The organism is Candidatus Margulisiibacteriota bacterium (assembly GCA_041658645.1).
Lineage (GTDB): Bacteria > Margulisbacteria > WOR-1 > O2-12-FULL-45-9 > XYB2-FULL-48-7 > JBAZZV01.
On sequence record JBAZZV010000004.1, the window covers coordinates 13,889 to 29,777 of the forward strand.

At 55.3% G+C, this 15,889-nt stretch carries 17 protein-coding genes and 3 tRNA genes; 13 read left to right on the forward strand and 7 right to left on the reverse strand.

The window, feature by feature from the left end; genetic code table 11:
* Positions 1 to 13 precede the first annotated feature (13 nt).
* Genes rsxC through WC903_04020 form a run of 8 tightly spaced genes read left to right on the forward strand, consistent with a single transcriptional unit; the run spans position 14 to position 6,911 of the window.
* Positions 14 to 1,324: an electron transport complex subunit RsxC gene (rsxC, locus tag WC903_03985; protein MFA5893104.1), complete on the forward strand. Its 1,311-nt coding sequence runs from the start codon at positions 14 to 16 to the stop codon at positions 1,322 to 1,324.
* Complete coding sequence (locus tag WC903_03990) at positions 1,321 to 2,229, forward strand: RnfABCDGE type electron transport complex subunit D (protein ID MFA5893105.1); 909 nt, start codon at positions 1,321 to 1,323, stop codon at positions 2,227 to 2,229. The genes rsxC and WC903_03990 overlap by 4 nt, the downstream gene beginning before the upstream one ends.
* Complete coding sequence (locus WC903_03995) at positions 2,229 to 2,675, forward strand: FMN-binding protein (GenBank protein ID MFA5893106.1); 447 nt, start codon at positions 2,229 to 2,231, stop codon at positions 2,673 to 2,675. Before WC903_03990 ends, WC903_03995 begins: the two co-directional genes overlap by 1 nt.
* Positions 2,672 to 3,262, forward strand: coding sequence for an electron transport complex subunit RsxE (rsxE, locus tag WC903_04000; GenBank protein ID MFA5893107.1), 591 nt, complete (start codon positions 2,672 to 2,674; stop codon positions 3,260 to 3,262). The genes WC903_03995 and rsxE overlap by 4 nt, the downstream gene beginning before the upstream one ends.
* Entirely contained in the window at positions 3,262 to 3,840 is a 579-nt protein-coding gene (locus WC903_04005) for an RnfABCDGE type electron transport complex subunit A (protein MFA5893108.1), read from the forward strand. Before rsxE ends, WC903_04005 begins: the two co-directional genes overlap by 1 nt.
* A complete protein-coding gene (locus WC903_04010; protein ID MFA5893109.1) occupies positions 3,837 to 4,625 on the forward strand; it encodes an RnfABCDGE type electron transport complex subunit B in 789 nt (262 codons plus the stop codon). Before WC903_04005 ends, WC903_04010 begins: the two co-directional genes overlap by 4 nt.
* 11 nt (positions 4,626 to 4,636) lie before the next feature.
* A complete protein-coding gene (locus WC903_04015) occupies positions 4,637 to 5,182 on the forward strand; it encodes a hypothetical protein (protein ID MFA5893110.1) in 546 nt (181 codons plus the stop codon).
* 22 nt (positions 5,183 to 5,204) lie between these two features.
* Entirely contained in the window at positions 5,205 to 6,911 is a 1,707-nt protein-coding gene (locus tag WC903_04020; protein MFA5893111.1) for a hypothetical protein, read from the forward strand.
* A gap of 2 nt (positions 6,912 to 6,913) precedes the next feature.
* Here the strand turns inward: WC903_04020 and WC903_04025 are convergent, their stop codons facing one another.
* The 3 genes from WC903_04025 to WC903_04035 are packed head-to-tail and all read right to left on the reverse strand — an operon-like array spanning position 6,914 to position 9,307.
* Positions 6,914 to 7,681 (reverse strand): TatD family hydrolase, encoded by a 768-nt coding sequence (locus tag WC903_04025; GenBank protein MFA5893112.1) that lies wholly within the window; start codon positions 7,679 to 7,681, stop codon positions 6,914 to 6,916.
* Positions 7,644 to 8,519: a dihydroorotate dehydrogenase gene (locus tag WC903_04030; GenBank protein MFA5893113.1), complete on the reverse strand. Its 876-nt coding sequence runs from the start codon at positions 8,517 to 8,519 to the stop codon at positions 7,644 to 7,646. Before WC903_04030 ends, WC903_04025 begins: the two co-directional genes overlap by 38 nt.
* Complete coding sequence (locus WC903_04035; GenBank protein ID MFA5893114.1) at positions 8,510 to 9,307, reverse strand: dihydroorotate dehydrogenase electron transfer subunit; 798 nt, start codon at positions 9,305 to 9,307, stop codon at positions 8,510 to 8,512. The genes WC903_04030 and WC903_04035 overlap by 10 nt, the downstream gene beginning before the upstream one ends.
* Positions 9,308 to 9,334: 27 nt before the next feature.
* On the opposite strand from WC903_04035, the gene WC903_04040 reads away from it, so the two are divergent.
* From WC903_04040 to WC903_04060, 5 genes are all read left to right on the forward strand, one after another.
* A tRNA-Gly gene (locus WC903_04040) sits at positions 9,335 to 9,407 on the forward strand.
* Positions 9,408 to 9,416: 9 nt separating this feature from the next.
* Positions 9,417 to 9,489: transfer RNA gene (locus WC903_04045), tRNA-Cys, on the forward strand.
* 68 nt (positions 9,490 to 9,557) lie between these two features.
* A tRNA-Val gene (locus tag WC903_04050) sits at positions 9,558 to 9,631 on the forward strand.
* Between the two features lie 18 nt (positions 9,632 to 9,649).
* Positions 9,650 to 10,939: a dehydrogenase gene (locus tag WC903_04055; GenBank protein MFA5893115.1), complete on the forward strand. Its 1,290-nt coding sequence runs from the start codon at positions 9,650 to 9,652 to the stop codon at positions 10,937 to 10,939.
* A 236-nt stretch (positions 10,940 to 11,175) separates the two neighbouring features.
* Positions 11,176 to 11,667 carry a hypothetical protein gene (locus WC903_04060; protein ID MFA5893116.1) on the forward strand — a complete coding sequence of 164 codons (492 nt, stop codon included), beginning with the start codon at positions 11,176 to 11,178 and terminating at the stop codon, positions 11,665 to 11,667.
* A gap of 100 nt (positions 11,668 to 11,767) precedes the next feature.
* Here the strand turns inward: WC903_04060 and WC903_04065 are convergent, their stop codons facing one another.
* The 4 genes from WC903_04065 to WC903_04080 are packed head-to-tail and all read right to left on the reverse strand — an operon-like array spanning position 11,768 to position 15,889.
* Positions 11,768 to 12,286 carry an NADH-quinone oxidoreductase subunit B family protein gene (locus tag WC903_04065; GenBank protein ID MFA5893117.1) on the reverse strand — a complete coding sequence of 173 codons (519 nt, stop codon included), beginning with the start codon at positions 12,284 to 12,286 and terminating at the stop codon, positions 11,768 to 11,770.
* Positions 12,286 to 13,854, reverse strand: a complete 1,569-nt coding sequence (locus WC903_04070; protein MFA5893118.1) for an NADH-quinone oxidoreductase subunit C — start codon at positions 13,852 to 13,854, stop codon at positions 12,286 to 12,288. Before WC903_04070 ends, WC903_04065 begins: the two co-directional genes overlap by 1 nt.
* A complete protein-coding gene (locus WC903_04075; GenBank protein MFA5893119.1) occupies positions 13,855 to 15,252 on the reverse strand; it encodes a proton-conducting transporter membrane subunit in 1,398 nt (465 codons plus the stop codon).
* A gap of 1 nt (position 15,253) precedes the next feature.
* A complete protein-coding gene (locus WC903_04080) occupies positions 15,254 to 15,889 on the reverse strand; it encodes a hypothetical protein (protein ID MFA5893120.1) in 636 nt (211 codons plus the stop codon).

Here is a 15,889-nt window from a genome sequence, read left to right on the forward strand (position 1 = left end):
AGAATTATTCCTGATGAGAGCTAAACTGAAGAGCTTTGCCCGCGGTATCCATCCGCCTGAAAACAAAGAGCTGACTGCCCGGGAGCCGATCAAAACGGCCCCTCCGCCGCGTCAGGTCAGGCTCCTGCTCCAGCAGAATCTCGGCTGTCCCAACGAACCGCTGGTCAAGGCCGGCGACCGGGTGGTCGAAGGCCAGAAGATCGCCGCCTCTGCCAAGTTTATCTCCGCGCCGCTCCATGCCTCGATCTCCGGCCAGGTGACCTCGGTGGACAAAGAAGCGATCGTAATTGCCGCGGCTGAAGGGGTTTCAACCGAGGCGCACTATGTTGGCCAATGGTCGTATGAGGAGTTCACCCCGGAACAGATCAGGCAGGCGGTCCGGTCAGCCGGGATCGTTGGGTTGGGCGGAGCGGCTTTTCCCACCCACGTTAAACTGACCCCGCCGGCTGGCAAACAGATCGAAACGGTCATTATTAACGGTTGTGAGTGCGAACCCTACATTACCTGTGACCACCGCTTGATGGTCGAGAGAGCGGGGGACGTTATTTACGGGGCGCGGGCCATTGCTAAAGCGGTTGGGGCTTCAAAAATAATCATTGCTATAGAGAATAATAAGCAAGACGCGATAAAAGAACTTGGAGCACGGAACACGGAAAATGGAACACAGGGAGGGAGTGTTGAGGTCCTCCAAACCAAATACCCCCAAGGCGGGGAGAAGATGCTGATCAAGTCGCTCACGGGGAAGGAAGTCCCGTCCGGCGGTTTGCCGTCCGATATCGGGGTCGTGGTCCAGAATGTCGGCACGGCGGTGGCGATAGCGGAGGCGGTCCGGTTGGGCAAGCCGCTGATCGAGCGGGTCGTGACCGTGACCGGGACCGGCGTCAAAAAACCGCAGAACCTGAAAGCCCGGCTCGGCACTTCTTTCCGGGAATTAATTGAGCAATGCGGCGGCTTAACGGCTGACGCCGTGAAAGTGCTGATGGGCGGGCCGATGACGGGGATCGCCGTCCCGGAGCTCGACCTGCCGCTCCTTAAAGGGAATAATTGCCTGCTGGTCATGAACAAAAAAGAAGCGGTTGCTTACGAAGAAAAAGATTGTATCCGTTGCGGCCGCTGCATTAAATCTTGCCCAGTTGGCCTGACCCCTAATTTTCTGGCCGAATTCGCCAAACTGAAGAATTGGGACGCCGCCGCTGACTACCGGGTGGCCGATTGTATCGAATGCGGCTGCTGCGCTTACGTTTGTCCGAGCCGGATCTATCTGGTCCAGTATTTCAAGTTAGCTAAAAAAGAATTATTGCTGAAGCAGGCGGTCTGCAAATGAATTTTGACCTTTCGGTCGGTCCGCACATCAGAGCACAGGACGATATTAGGAGCATTATGCGCTGGGTGACCGTTGCCCTGCTCTTCCCGGCCGGGGCGGCGATCTATTACTTTGGCTGGTCGGCCTTGTTCCTGATAGTTTTCACCACGCTCACCTCAATTCTAGCGGAGGTCGTCTTTCTCCGGCTGGCGAAAAAACCGCTGGCGGCCGACGGGAGCGCCGGAGTCGCCGGTCTCCTCCTGGCCCTGATCCTCCCGCCGACCACGCCGCTCTGGCTGGCGGCGATCGGCGCGGTCTTTGCCATGGTCGTGGTTAAAGGGTTGTTCGGCGGGTTAGGCTTCAACATTTTTAACCCGGCGCTGGCCGCCCGCGCTTTGCTCCTCGCTTCCTGGCCGGTAGCAATGACCAGTTGGGTCAGGCCCTTCGATGCGGTGACGACCGCTACCCCGCTATATTTAGCGAAGATCCACGAGGCTGGCCCAAGCTATCTGCAGTTATTTCTTGGTGACCGGGCCGGATCTTTGGGCGAGACCTCCATCCTGGCTATCCTGATCGGGGCCTTGATCCTTTACTGGAATAATATTATTGATTGGCCGGCGCCGACCGCTTTTATCGGTTCGGTCTTTGTTCTGACCTTCCTCCTGGGCCACGATCCGATCTATTACGTCTTGAGCGGCGGGTTGGTCTTTGGCGCCTTTTTCATGGCGACCGATTACGTCACCACGCCGGTCACGACGGCCGGCCGTTTCATTTTTGGCCTCGGCTGCGGGGTGATCACGGTGCTGATCCGCTTCTATGGCGGCTTTCCGGAAGGGGTCAACTACTCGATTCTACTGATGAACATCATGACGCCGATCATCGACAAGTATGTCCGGCCGCGGGTTTACGGAGTAGGGAGAAAATAATGATAAAAACGGTCAAGCTCGGTCTCATTTTAATGGTTTTTTGCGTCATCTCGGCCGGACTACTGGCTTATGTTTATATCATTACCCAGCCGCGGATCGTCCGGAATTCGTCCGCCGCCTATGATCTATCGGTCAAGGAGGTCCTGCCGGTCGCCTCGAGCGGAGAGGCGGTCAGGGTCGCGCCGCGCGGTTACGGCGGTCCGGTCGTGCTGCTGGTCGGCGTTAGCAACGAGAAGAAAGTGGTCGGAATAAAAGTGTTGAGCCAGAAGGAAACGCCGGGTTTAGGAGCCAAAGTAGTAGAGCGGGGATTTTTGGACCAGTTCATCGGCAAAGGGGCGAACGACCCGCTGGAGCCGAAGAAAGATATCGACGCGATCACGGGTGCTACCATCACCAGCCGGGCGGTTTGTGAGGGAGTGCGGCAAGCCATCCGAGGGAAGAAATGAGCCTCTGGCACGATCTTAACCAGGGAATAATCAAAGAAAACCCGGTCCTCCGCCTGATGATCGGGCTCTGCCCGGTCCTGGCCGTTTCCAACAGCGCGCTTAACGCTTTAGGGATGAGTGTCGCGGTCGCCTTTGTTTTGACCTGTTCCAATCTGGTCATTGCCGCGATCCGCAAGCTCGTCCCGGACCAGATCCGGATCCCGATCTTCATTATTATCATTTCGACCTTTGTCACGATCAGTGATTACATCATGCAAGCTTTCACGCCGGAGCTGTACGCCGCGCTGGGGGTTTTTGTCCCGTTGATCGTCGTCAACTGCATTATCCTGGGACGGGCGGAAGCCTTCGCTTATCGTAACCCGGTCTTGAATTCGACGCTGGACGGTATCGGGATGAGTTTGGGTTTTGGTTTAGCCTTGGTCAGCATCGGCGTCATCCGGGAAATGCTGGGGGCGGGGTCGGTCTTCGGTTTGACCCTCTTTAACCCGGCGGCCGCCGCCACGATCATGATCCTGCCGCCCGGAGCGTTCATCACGATCGCTTTTCTCATGGCGGGCCTCAACAAACTGGAGAACAAGGTGCAATAATGGAACTATTCGGCATATTTTTCGCGGCCTTCCTGATCAATAACATCCTCCTGATCAGATTTATCGCTCTCTGCTCGTTCTTTGGCGTTTCGACCAAGATCGACACTTCGCTCGGGATGAGCTTTGCCGTGATCTTTGTTATGACGATCTCCTCGGCCGTCTCCTGGGCGGCCTATCATTTCATCCTGGCGCCCTTCCATCTGGAGTTCCTCCGGACGGCGGTCTTTATCCTGACGATCGCCTCGCTGGTCCAGCTGGAAGAGCTCTATCTCAAGAAGATGATCCCCCATCTGTACCGGGCGATGGGGATCTACCTGCCGTTGATCACCACCAATTGCGCCATTTTAGCCGTCGCTTTTCTGGCGATCGATTACCGCTTCACCTTCAGCCAGGCGATGGTCTATTCGATTGGCGTGTCCGGCGGCTATTCCCTGGCGATCATCCTCTTCGCCTATATCCGGGAAAGGATGATGCTAGCCCCGATACCGAAGTGGTTTCAGGGTTATCCGATCGCTTTCCTGACGGCCGCTCTGATGTCTCTCGCGTTCCTTGGTTTTACAGGAATGTTCGGTTTATGAACGTAGTTCTTGTCTCCATAGTGGTGCTTGGTTTGTTCGGTCTGGTCTTTGCCCTGCTGTTGGCTCTGGCGGCCGATTATTTTACTATCGAGCAGGACCCGCGACTTGACGCTATCCTGGCTATATTGCCGGGGGCGAACGACGGAGCTTGCGGCGCGGCCGGCTGCCGCGATTTCGCCGAGAAACTGATCGCCGGGAAAATGACGGTCAGCGGCTGCGTGGTGGGTGGAGCGGCGGTCGCTAAAAAACTGGCTGACCTGATGGGGGTAGAGGGGCAAGAAGTGCATAAAAGGGTGGCCGCGGTCCATTGCGGCGCGCGGGATGACCAGCGGAAGAAAAAAGGTAATTATGCCGGCGTCAGGACCTGCGGAGCGGCCAACATCATTGATGGCGGCGGGCTAAGTTGTGCTTATGGCTGTCTCGGACATGGCGATTGTTGTTGCGTCTGCCCTTTTGACGCGATCAGGATGAAAGAGGGACTGCCGGTCATCGATCCGGAGAAGTGCACGGCCTGCGGCAAGTGTATTACCGCCTGTCCCCGGCAGATCATTTCTCTCCGGCCGTACGATTTTCCGGTGATCGTCGCTTGTTCCTCGCGTGAGACCGGAGCCGTGACGCGCAAGAATTGTCCGGTCGGCTGTATCGCCTGCAAGATCTGCGAGAACCTGGCGCCGGAAGTTTTTAAAGTCGTCGATAATTTATCGGTGATGGATTATTCGAAAACCGGGGTGAACTGCGATCCGGCGATCGAGAAATGCCCGACGAAGTGTATTTTGAATATCTAGGGGAGGGAAGTATGAAAAAAATCATTACTTGTCTGGTGATCGGTTCGTGCTTGGCCTCGGTCTCTCTGGCGGCGGTGAAAGCGACCGCGAAAACTACGGTTAAAGCCCCGGTGAACGCCACGGCTGAAGTGACGACGGTCGCTCCGCCGTTGGCTGTCGTCCAACCTGTCGCGCCCCGGAAGAAGGGCGGTTTATTGGTCGAAGGTAATTTTGAGGGAGGGACGGGGGTAGTTGAGCTCGGCTATCTTTTGCCTTTTCCCGGCGATATTAACCGCGACCTGAAGATCAACCTCGGGTACGGCCTGGGGAATAAATATAACGTCACCGTTGCCAGGTTGAGCTTGACCAACGTTATGGCTGGTTGGCTGGTCGGCCTGTCGATCGATTACGGCAACTATTCAGTTCCGGTCCAGAAGATGCCGATCATTGGCGAGATAACTAAGGGGGGCATGACCGGTGTGGGGATAACGCTCGGCAAGAACCTTGGCCGCTACAAGGCCAAAGCCGGCTACAGCACAGCCCTCGGTTTGATCGCCGGTCTGGAATACCGGTTTTAACTTAATGCGGCAATATTATTATATGATTAAGAAGTTAGTTGGCGTCTCTTTCTTGGTTATGCTTGCTCTCTGGGGGATCTTTCTTTTGGCCGGTTGTGGAGAAGGGGTGGAGGAGACCATGACCACGACCACGACAGCTTCGACCTCGTCAACCACTACGACTACTCTCGCGGCCCCGGCAAATGTTTCGGCGCTGGCCTCGACTCTTCAGAATATTATCACCTGGGAGGCCGTAACTGGAGCAGTTTCTTACAACCTTTATTGGTCGACCACCACGGGAGTGACCACTGTCGGCGGGACAAAGATCAGCGGCGTCAGCAGCCCTTACACTCACGCCGGGTTAGTGAACGGCCTGACCCATTATTATATTGCCGACGCGGTCGATGCCGCCAGCAACGAAGGCGCGGTTTCCACCCAGTTTTCCGCCCAGCCCCAGAACGCCGGCACGCTTGACACGAGCTTTAACAGCCAGGGCTGGCTGCTCCGTAATACGGACGCGGGGGCCGATGGTTGCGCCACCAACGCGGGATTCAATACGAACGCCATAGTGACTGATAGCGCGGGAAAAATACTGGTTACCGGCTTCGGTCTGAATTCCAACGGCGATAAGGACATGGTCTTGTGGCGTTTTAATGCCGACGGAACCATGGATACTACTTTTAACGGGACCGGTTATGTTGTCTCTAACATCAGCGACGGCGCTAACAAGGATGATGCCGGCAATGCAGTGGCGATCGATTCTTCAGAAAGAATCCTGGTCGCCGGATATTTGCACAGCGGCGGCATTTCCTATATGACGATCTGGAGATACAATTCCAACGGGACTCTTGACACCAGCTTTAACAGCGGACAAGGCTGGTTGACGCGTAACAATGCCGCGGGGGGCAACGGCGATGACCAGGCTAATTCGATCGCCATTGATGGCTCCGGAAAAATACTGGCTGCCGGCACCAGCGCCTTCTCGCCTACTGACTTGGATATGGCGGTCTGGCGTTTTAATTCGGACGGTAGCCTCGACACCACCTTCAATTCTGTCGGCAGTTATACCCAGAGCGGCGCGGCCGGCGGGACCGGGGACGATTATGCCTTTGGTATCGCGCTTGATCCAACCGGTCGGATCCTGGTCACCGGCTCCAGTAAGGACGGGGCCAGCCATAGTAACCTGGTAGTTTGGCGCTTTAAATCGGACGGGACTCCTGATGCTACTTTTGGCGGCAGTGGCTGGGCCCTAAAGCTTGGTTCAGCCGGCGGTCTCGGTGATCGCGGCTATAGTATTATTTCAGACCCGGACGGTAAGATCGTAGTCGCCGGATTTGCGCTGAAGAGCAATGGCAGACAAGCCATGATCGTCTGGCGTTATAATCCGGACGGGAGTCCTGATACTACATTTAGCGGTACCGGTTATAACGGCACAGGCAATATAGGCGGTGGTGATACCGATCTGGGGCAGGCGCTCATTCTTGATCGTGCCGGCAAAATAATGGTCGTCGGCGGATCGAGCGATACTAGCGCTAATCTGGAGCTCGCGATCTGGCGGTTCAACACCGACGGAACGCTCGACACTTCTTTTAACGGTCAGGGCTGGCTGCTGCACAATAATGCCGCCGGCGGGAATAAAGATACCATGGGTACGGCGATCAATATCGATCCTTACGGCCGGATTATCGCCGCGGGATACAGTTACCACGATGCCACCCACACCAGTTTGGTCGTCTGGCGGTACAAATAAATTTAAATTCCGAACAAGCGGCGGGCGTTGCGGGTGGTGGCTAGCGCGACTTCTTCGATAGTTAACCCTTTGATCTCCGCGAGCTTTTTGGCGACTTCAATGACATAGGCCGGTTCGTTCCTGGTCCCCCGGAAGGATTGGGGCGCGAGGAAAGGGCAGTCGGTTTCGATCATGATCCTCTCCAGCGGGACAGCTTTGGCCGCCGCCCGGATAATTTCTGCTTTGGGAAAAGTGATATTACCGGTAAAGGAGATATAAAGTCCCATATCTAAGGCTCCTTGTCCTAGCGCCATATCTCCGGCAAAACAGTGGAGGACCCCTTTAAGTTTGCCCCGGTTCTCTTCCCGCATGATCGTCAACGTATCACGCGCCGCGTCGCGGGAATGGATGACCGCCGGCCGGTCAAGCTCCTGCGCCATCTTAAGAAAAGCGCGGAAGGCTTCTTTCTGCTGTTCGATCGGGGAGAGCAGGTAATGGTAATCGAGGCCGGTCTCGCCGATCGCGACAATATTTTGTTTCCTGGCGATCTGTTTGAGGTCGTCCAACGCCGCGGCCGTTACCCGCGAGGCTTCCTGCGGGTGGATGCCGGCGGCGGTATAAATATAACCGGGATATTCCGCTGACAATTTCAGCGACTGCTGGAGCGACTCCTCATCGAGCGCGATCGTGATGAGCGCCTCGAGGTTGGCCTCTTTGGCGCGCTGAATGACCGCGGGGAGGTCAGGGGCGAGTTCAGGAAAAGTTAAGTGCGCGTGGGTGTCGATGTACATATTCTGCGATCTCCTGGGCTATCCTGACGGAAGCCTGGGTATCAACGAAATTGGCGGTGCCGACCTGGACCGCTTTGGCCCCGGCCAGGAGGAACTCGACCGCGTCGCTCCCCGACATAATGCCGCCGAGGCCGATGACCGGGACTTTAACGCTGTGCGCGAGCTCATAGACCATGCGGAGCGCTATGGGCCTGATCGCCGGGCCGGAGAGGCCGCCGGTCAGTTTCCCCAGGCGAGATCGGCCCGTCTCAATATCGATCGCCATACCGACGACGGTGTTGATGGCGGAAAGAGCGTCGGCCCCGGCTTCGACCGCCGCTAGGCCGATGACTTTGATGTCGGTGACGTTCGGCGTCAGTTTGGCAATAATGGGTTGAGTTGTCGCTTTCCTGACGGCAGAAATAACCTCTTTGGTCAGTTTAGGGTCGACGCCAAAGGTCATCCCGCCCAGTTTGACGTTCGGGCAGGAGATATTCACTTCAATTCCCTTGACCATGGACTCTTTACTTAAACGCCGGGCCAGTTCGGCGTATTCTTCGACCGACTCGCCGGCGATATTGACGATGATTGGCGTGTCAAATTTGGCCAGAAAAGGGAGGTCTTCTTTCAGGAAATAGTCGATCCCTTCGTTCTGCAGGCCGATCGAATTGAGCAGACCGGCCGGGGTTTCGACGATGCGAGGTGAAGGATTCCCTTCGCGAGGGAGGAGGGTGACGCTTTTGGTGATGATGGCACCGAGTTTGTTGAGGTCAATATAGTCGTTATACTCCCGGCCATTGCCAAACGTGCCGGAAGCGACCATGACCGGATTTTTCATCTTGATGCCGGCTAATTCCATACTATCTCCTTCGCGTCAAAAACTGGACCGTCCTTGCAGACCATTTTAAAGCCGCCCTTGGTTTTTATCGCGCACCCTTTGCAGGCGCCGATCCCGCACGCCATCCGCTCTTCCATCGAGAGCTGGCAGTCGATCTTCTTTTGCCAGGCGATCTCCGCGATTGCCTTCAGCATTGGGTTTGGCCCGCAGGCGTAAATAGTGGTAAGTTCGGAGTTCGGGGTGGTGAGTTCGTTCTCCAAAAAACTCAAGAGGATATCGCTGACGAAACCTTTTTTGCCGGCAGAACCATCGTCGGTCGAGATGACGACCTGGTCGGTCAGTTTTCTGAAATCACTTTCGCAAAACACCGCTTCCTTACTTCTGCTGCCGATCAGAACATAAATAGCTTTGCCCCCTGTTCCCTTAATGGCTTCCGCGAGTGCTCGCAGCGGCGCCACGCCCATCCCGCCGGCGACCAGAATATGGATCTTTTTAGTGGGATCAACGGTAAAGCCGCTCCCGAGCGGGCCGATGATATCTAATTCCTCGTTAACGGAGTATTTGGTCAACAATTCAGTACCGCGGCCGACCACTTCGTATAGTAGTTCAAAGGTCTTATGTTCGGCCGACCAACGGTGGAGGCTGATGGGGCGGCGGAGGAGGGGGTCATTGGTACCGGAACATTTGATCTGCACGAACTGGCCTGGTGAAGCGTGGGTGGAAATATAGGAGGAAGCAAGGGTCAGTTTAAAAAGGGTGGCGGATATCTTCTGGTGGTCGAGGATACGGCATCTTTCTTGAATCGGCATCGTATATATTGTATCATATAAAATATCGCGGGAGTAGCTCAGTTGGTAGAGCTTCTGCTTCCCAAGCAGAAGGTCGCGGGTTCGAACCCCGTCTCCCGCTTTTTCGCGTGGCGCGGTACCCAAGTGGTTAAGGGAACTGTCTGCAAAACAGTCATCCGGCGGTTCGAATCCGCCCCGCGCCTTTTTAACCGGATTCGAACCGCCCTGCGTCATATGTTATAATAGTTTAAGTTGCTTCGCTCTCATCATTGCGCGCTTAGCTCAGCTGGTTAGAGTACTTGCTTGACAGGCAAGGGGTCACTGGTTCGATCCCAGTAGCGCGCAATCTTTTTTTGAGTGATTATGTCAGAACGACCGATCATCATTGGGTTTGGCCCCGCCGGCATGTTTGCCGCGCTGGAGTTGATCGAGCAAGGCTATCGCCCGTTGATCTTTGAGCGGGGCAAAAGCCTGGAAGAGCGCTCCGCGGACGTTAATAAATTCATCCGGAAAAGAGAACTTGACCCCGAATCAAATATCCAATTCGGAGAAGGCGGGGCCGGTTCATATTCTGACGGGAAGCTCTTCTCCAGGACAAATAACTCTCCGCTCGCCGCTAAAGTTCTGGAAACCTATGTAAGATTTGGCGCTCCGCCTGATATCATCCACAAAAACAAACCTCATCTTGGGACCGATGTTTTGTGCGATATCGTGAAAAACATCAGGGAATATATTATCTCCCAGGGTGGAGAGATCCATTTCTCATCGAAACTGACTGGCCTTATTGTCAGTAACGGCCGGGCCCGAGGTGTGACGATCAATTCTGTTAAGGAGTATTTGTCGTCCAAGATATTCCTGGCTATTGGCCATTCTGCCCGAGATACCTTTGAAATGCTGCATGAAGCGAATATTCTTATTGAGCAGAAGCCTATATCAGTAGGGGTGCGGATAGAACATCCGGCCGAACTGATCAATAATATACGACACTCAAAACGTGATCAGGCGGCCGCCACTTATTCTTTCACTTACACCGACCGGACAACCGGCCGAGGCGCCTACACCTTCTGCATGTGTCCGGGAGGTGAGATCGTGAACGCCTCTTCCGCCAACGGGCATTTGGTGTTGAACGGGATGAGTTATTCAAAACGGGATTCCAAATATTCAAACTCCGCGATCGTGGTGACCGGCCAGACCTCTGATTATGAGTCAGATCATCCTTTGGCCGGAGTATATTTCCAGAAAATGATCGAACAAAAGGCCTTTGTGGCGGGCGGGTCCGCCTGGGAGGCACCGGCGCAGAACCTCGAGGACTTTCTTTCCGGCAAATTGTCCACCGCTTTGTTAGAGAATTCATTCAGAATGGGGGTGAGGACGGCCCAACTGTCAGCTCTGTTCCCTGACTTTGTTCCCGAGTATCTGACCAAAGCATTTCTTCACTGGAAAAAAGAATATCCGCTTTTTGTGGGTGATCAGGCGATCTTGCTGGGAGTCGAGACCCGGACGACCTGTCCGGTCCGTTTTCCGAGAAATGCCAGGGGTGAGTCGGTAAATGTGCGTGATCTGTTCCCGATAGGCGAGGGAGCCGGTCAGGCGGGCGGGATAACCAGTTCGGCCATAGACGCCATAAAAGCGGTTCGGGCGAGGAAAGGATAACCTCAAATATCCCCACAAAAATAGGGAAGCGTTGGCTCCCCCCTATTTTTTGTTTCGATCAGGAACTATTTATTTGGCCTTGACCGGGCTGGTAACTACCGGTGCGATTTTTATTGTCGTGGACTTTATAGCCGTGGACTTGATCGACTTATTGGTCGTTCTTTTGAAATGATACCTTAGCCAATTGATATGCCGCGAGGTCCTTGCTATACTGGCTCACTTCAAGGAGGATTAACATGCCAAGAAAAATATCGATCACTGGGCTGGCCCTTTTCCTGATGCTCGGTAGCGGCGCGCTCGCTTTGGGACCCGCGGAATTGACGATCTATGGAGGGGCAACCGTCTCGAATTATTCCGGCGGCTATGATATCGGGGCTTCCGCGTTAATTGACCTGCCGCTCATGCCAAAAATCGGCGTCGAGGTCGAAAGATCGTCCTTAGTCGGTAACGTGAACATTGCCAGGCTCGGGCTGGTTTATGAACAGACTCTTATTCCCTTCCTTTCCAGCCTTAAAGTTTCAGCCGGCTCTTCGTTCATAAGCTCCGACGGCTCTTTTTCCATCGGTTCGCATACTTTCCCCGCTTCAGCCACGGCCAACGGCTCCTACGTGACCGCCGGTCTGGTCGTCAAATTGCTTAGCCTGACCGTGAACCCTAAGTATGTCTACAATCAATACGACGGAGCAGCTGTCTCGGAAGGGATTTTAAACGTAGGGTTGGCTTTTTAACCTATAACTTATAACATATAACCGATAACTTATGCGCCAAAGGCGCATCCGCCTCTGGCGGATAACTGAAGACTGACGACCAACGACTGAAGACCGAAGACTAATGACTATTTTTAAGGAATGCCAATAAGTGTCTGATAATTGTAGTTGGTGACGGGGGACAACCTGGGATATGCAGGTCAACTTTCAAAACTTTATCAACTCCGCCTAAAGTGTAATAAGAATCTTTAAATAATCCCCCGTTCAGCGCGCAATCTCCTACGGTAATGACGAACTTTTCCCCCGGCATCGCTTCATAGGTCTTCTGCAGGGCCAGCAGCATATTCCGGCTGACCGGGCCGGTCACCAGCAGGGCATCGGCATGCTTGGGCGAAGCGACAAAGTTAAGGCCGAATCTTTGGATATCGTAGATCGGGTTGGTGGCGGCGATGATCTCCGATTCGCAAGCGCCGCACGAGCCGGTATCGACCTCACGGATCTGGAAAGAACCCCGGAACCTCCGGTCGATGGCCCGCTTCAACTCTTGGCCCAGGCTTTCAAGATCTGGAGCGAACTCTTCCCGCTTGAGATCGACGATCCCTTTGAGTAAACGGTTTTTTATTATCTTAAATATTGCCATTACAGGTCATTCCCCGAATAGGAAAGGTCAAAGCTCTTATTGCAGAGCGGGAAATCAGGGATGATCTCTCCCTGCACGGAATAAGCCAGCCCCTGCCAATTGTGGAAAGAGGGGTCAACTATGTTACAGCGTTCGATCTTCCCTTGAGGATCGATCCTTAACCAGTAGCGAACAGGACCCCGCCATCCTTCAACTACCCCGAGGCCATAACCTTCCTTTGGGGCCGACGAGCCGGAGCCGAGGTCGCCCGGGGTAAGTTGAGCGAGAAAGCTCGTGATCAGAGTGATCGATTGTTTAAATTCCAACAGACGCAGATTCAACCGGGCCAGCGCGTCGCCGCTCTCCAGGACGATCGGTTTAAAACCGGCTGACCGGTAGAGAGGTTCGGTCGCGCGCCAGTCGAGCGGCAGGCCGGAAGCGCGCGCGGCCAGGCCGACAATGCCGATATCTTCGGCGGTCTTTTTCCGGAGTATCCCGGTTGAATCGACCCGGTCCATGAAGCTGGCGCTGTTAAAGAGTATCCCTTCCAGCTCCTTCAGGTCGGCGGCCAGAGAGTTAAGCCGGCTGGAGAGATCTGTGGTCCCTCGCTCGTCAATGTCTCTTTTGACTCCGCCAATGAGGTTGATCCCTTTCAGATAACGGCTGCCGGCCAGCTGTTCATTAAGAGATAGTATCTGCTCTTTCATGATCGAGGCAAAAGCAGCGGGGAAGGTAAAGCCGACGTCGAGAGCGATCCCGCCGATACCGTTAACATGGTTGTACATCCTCTCCAGCTCGAGATAGATGGCGCGGAGCAAAACAGCGCGCGGGGAGGGCGTCAGGCCTAAGATATTTTCCGCAGCGAGGCAAAAAGCCAGACTGTGGGCGAAAGCTGAGTCGCCAGAGATGCCTTCGCTTAAAGTGAGCGCTTCAGCCGGCTCTTTCCCTTCCATTAACTTTTCCACGCCGCGATGGGTAAAGCCCAGCCTGACCTCCAGATTGATGATCGGCTCGCCGGCGACGCTGAAACGGAAATGGCCGGGGCCGATGATCCCGGCGTGGACCGGGCCGACCGGGATTTCGAACAACCCTTCGCCTTCGCCTTTAATAAAAGCATAGGCGCGTCCGGTGGGCGCCGTTGATGACGGTGGAATAAAATCTTTCCTAAGAGGGAAATAGCCCTCCGGCCAGACCTCATCATGCAGGCGCAACCGGCGCAGGTCAGGGCTCCCTTCCGGTTTGATCCCAAACATTTCCCAGATCTCCCGTTCGAATAAACTGGCTGAATAGATCTCTTTGGCCAAAGAAGGGAACGACTGATCGCCTGGGGGGAGATCAAGACAAACATAGAACCAATGTTGTTCGGCCGCCGAATAGAAGGCGGTGTTAAGACGGAAAGAAGAGCGCGTCGTTCTCTTATCTTCCGCGAACATCATCATGACCGGGGAAGAGCAGAGCTTATGGAGCGCCAGGCAGGCTGGGATAAAATCCGCCGGTTTCACGGTTAAGTAACTCTGATCCTGGTATCTGGCATTGATCGCTACCGGGACGATCTGATACTTAGCGCGTAACTCTTCCCCGATCCCCATTTAAACTCCTCTCAAGACGCTGACAGCCGCGTCCAGGCTTTGCCGCAGAACGTGCGGAATGAATATCCCCAGGCCAATGATAAACAGGAGCAAAAAGCCGTAAGCTAACCAACTACCGATCGGTTCAATCGAAGAGACGGCCTGTTCCGGGGGACGTCCGAAAATGATCTTGCCGAAATGATAGAGCAAGGCGCCGCCGATCACGGCCAGCAGGCCGAGGAGGAGGGCGCCGATCAAATAATGGCCGCCGACAAAAGCCGCGCTGATCAGGTAGAACTCGCTGACGAAGATCGAGGCGGGCGGAAAACCGATCAGGGCAAAAATGCCGGCCAGCAGGGCTAGACCGGTCACCGGCAGAGCGCGGCTGATGCCGGAGATCTCGCTCAAGTCGTGCGTGCCGTAAGCCTGGGCCACCCGGCCGGCGCCGAGGAACATCAGCGCTTTGCTGACCGCGTGGTTGAACAGGTGGAGAAGAGCGCCGAACATGGCGAGCGGGCTGTTCAAGCCGATCCCGATCGCGATCAGGCCGAGATGCTCAATACTGGAATAGGCCAGGAGACGCTTGAGATCTTTTTGGGTGATGATGAAAACGCAGGCTACGGCCAGGGAGAGCAAGCCGAAAAACAGCATCAAGTTGGAGTAGAATGGCGCGCCGCAACATTGCGTGACGACAATACCGTAACGCAGGATGGCGTAGAGCGAACACTTGAGCAGGACGCCGGAGAGCATGGCGCTGACCGGCGAGATCGCCTGGCTGTGAGCGTCCGGCAGCCAGGTGTGCATCGGCGCCAGGCCGGCTTTAGTCCCGTAACCGACCAGGATAAAGAGAAAAGCTACTTTGACGACCTCCGGGTTGAGCAGTTTGGCCGAGGCGAGCAGATCGGTCCAATTGAGACTGGGCAGCCCGGTTGAGGTGGCGAGGGCGAAAGTAAAGAGGATCGCGCCGAACAGGGCCAGGGTAATGCCGACCGAGCAGATGATCAGATATTTCCAGGCGGCCTCGACCGAGTGCTTGGTATTATAGAAACCGACCAGGAAAGAAGAGATCAGGGTGGTCAGCTCGATCGCCATCCAGAGGAAACCGAGATTATTGATCAGCGGGACGAGGAACATCGCGGCGGCGAAAAGGTTAAATAACAGGTAATAGAATAACGCTTTAGTTGCAGTGAGCTTTCCCTGTGCCAGATCGGTCGCGATAAAAGAAACAGAAAAGAGGGCGGCGGCCAGGGTGACGGTCGCGGTCGTAAAGATCAGGAGGGCGCTCAATGCGTCGGCATAGAAGAGGCTTCCCCAAGAAAGTTTGAGGTTGCCCGTGCCGACGGCCAGGAGGAAGTAAAGCGCCGCCAACCAGATAATAAAATGGAGAGCGGCGTTGAGCGTGCCGACGCGTTTGATCATGTTAGCCCCTTAACCCCGACAGTTTACTGACGTCAATATGGGTAAAGATCGCGTTGATCCGGTAAATGAACAGGCCCAGGATCATGACGCTGACCAGGACGTCAAAGAAAAGAGCGATCTCGACAAAGAAGGGCATCCCGCCGGGGATAACGGTCGCGGCGAGAAAAATGCCGTTCTCCGCCAGGAGGAGCCCGATGACCTGGGCGAGCGCCTTGATCCTGCCGACCATCAGGAAAATGCCGGTCAGCAGAACGAAGCCGGCGACTCCCAAAGTCGCTTGCTCGAGGTAGGCCGGCGCGGGGATGACCGCGACGGCGAACGACCACGCCACCAACCCAAGGACGGTCACCAGCAGGAGGGAGACCTGGGCGTTCAGGAAGAGTCCCAGGTGGCCGCTGGCGCCGATCTGCTTGATCAGCGCGTCAAATAGATGCGGGATGAGCAACACCTTTAGGCTGAACAGCAGAAGAGCGACCAGATAAAGTTCCCAGCTCCCCGCGCGGTACGCCGCCAGCAGAGTGAGCAGGGCGAGGCAGAACGACTGGTAACGGAAATTACGCAGGAGTGCCGGGAAGCGGCTGACCAGGGCGGTCTCCGCGGTGATCAACAATATTGCGAACAGACAGAGCCAGGCCAT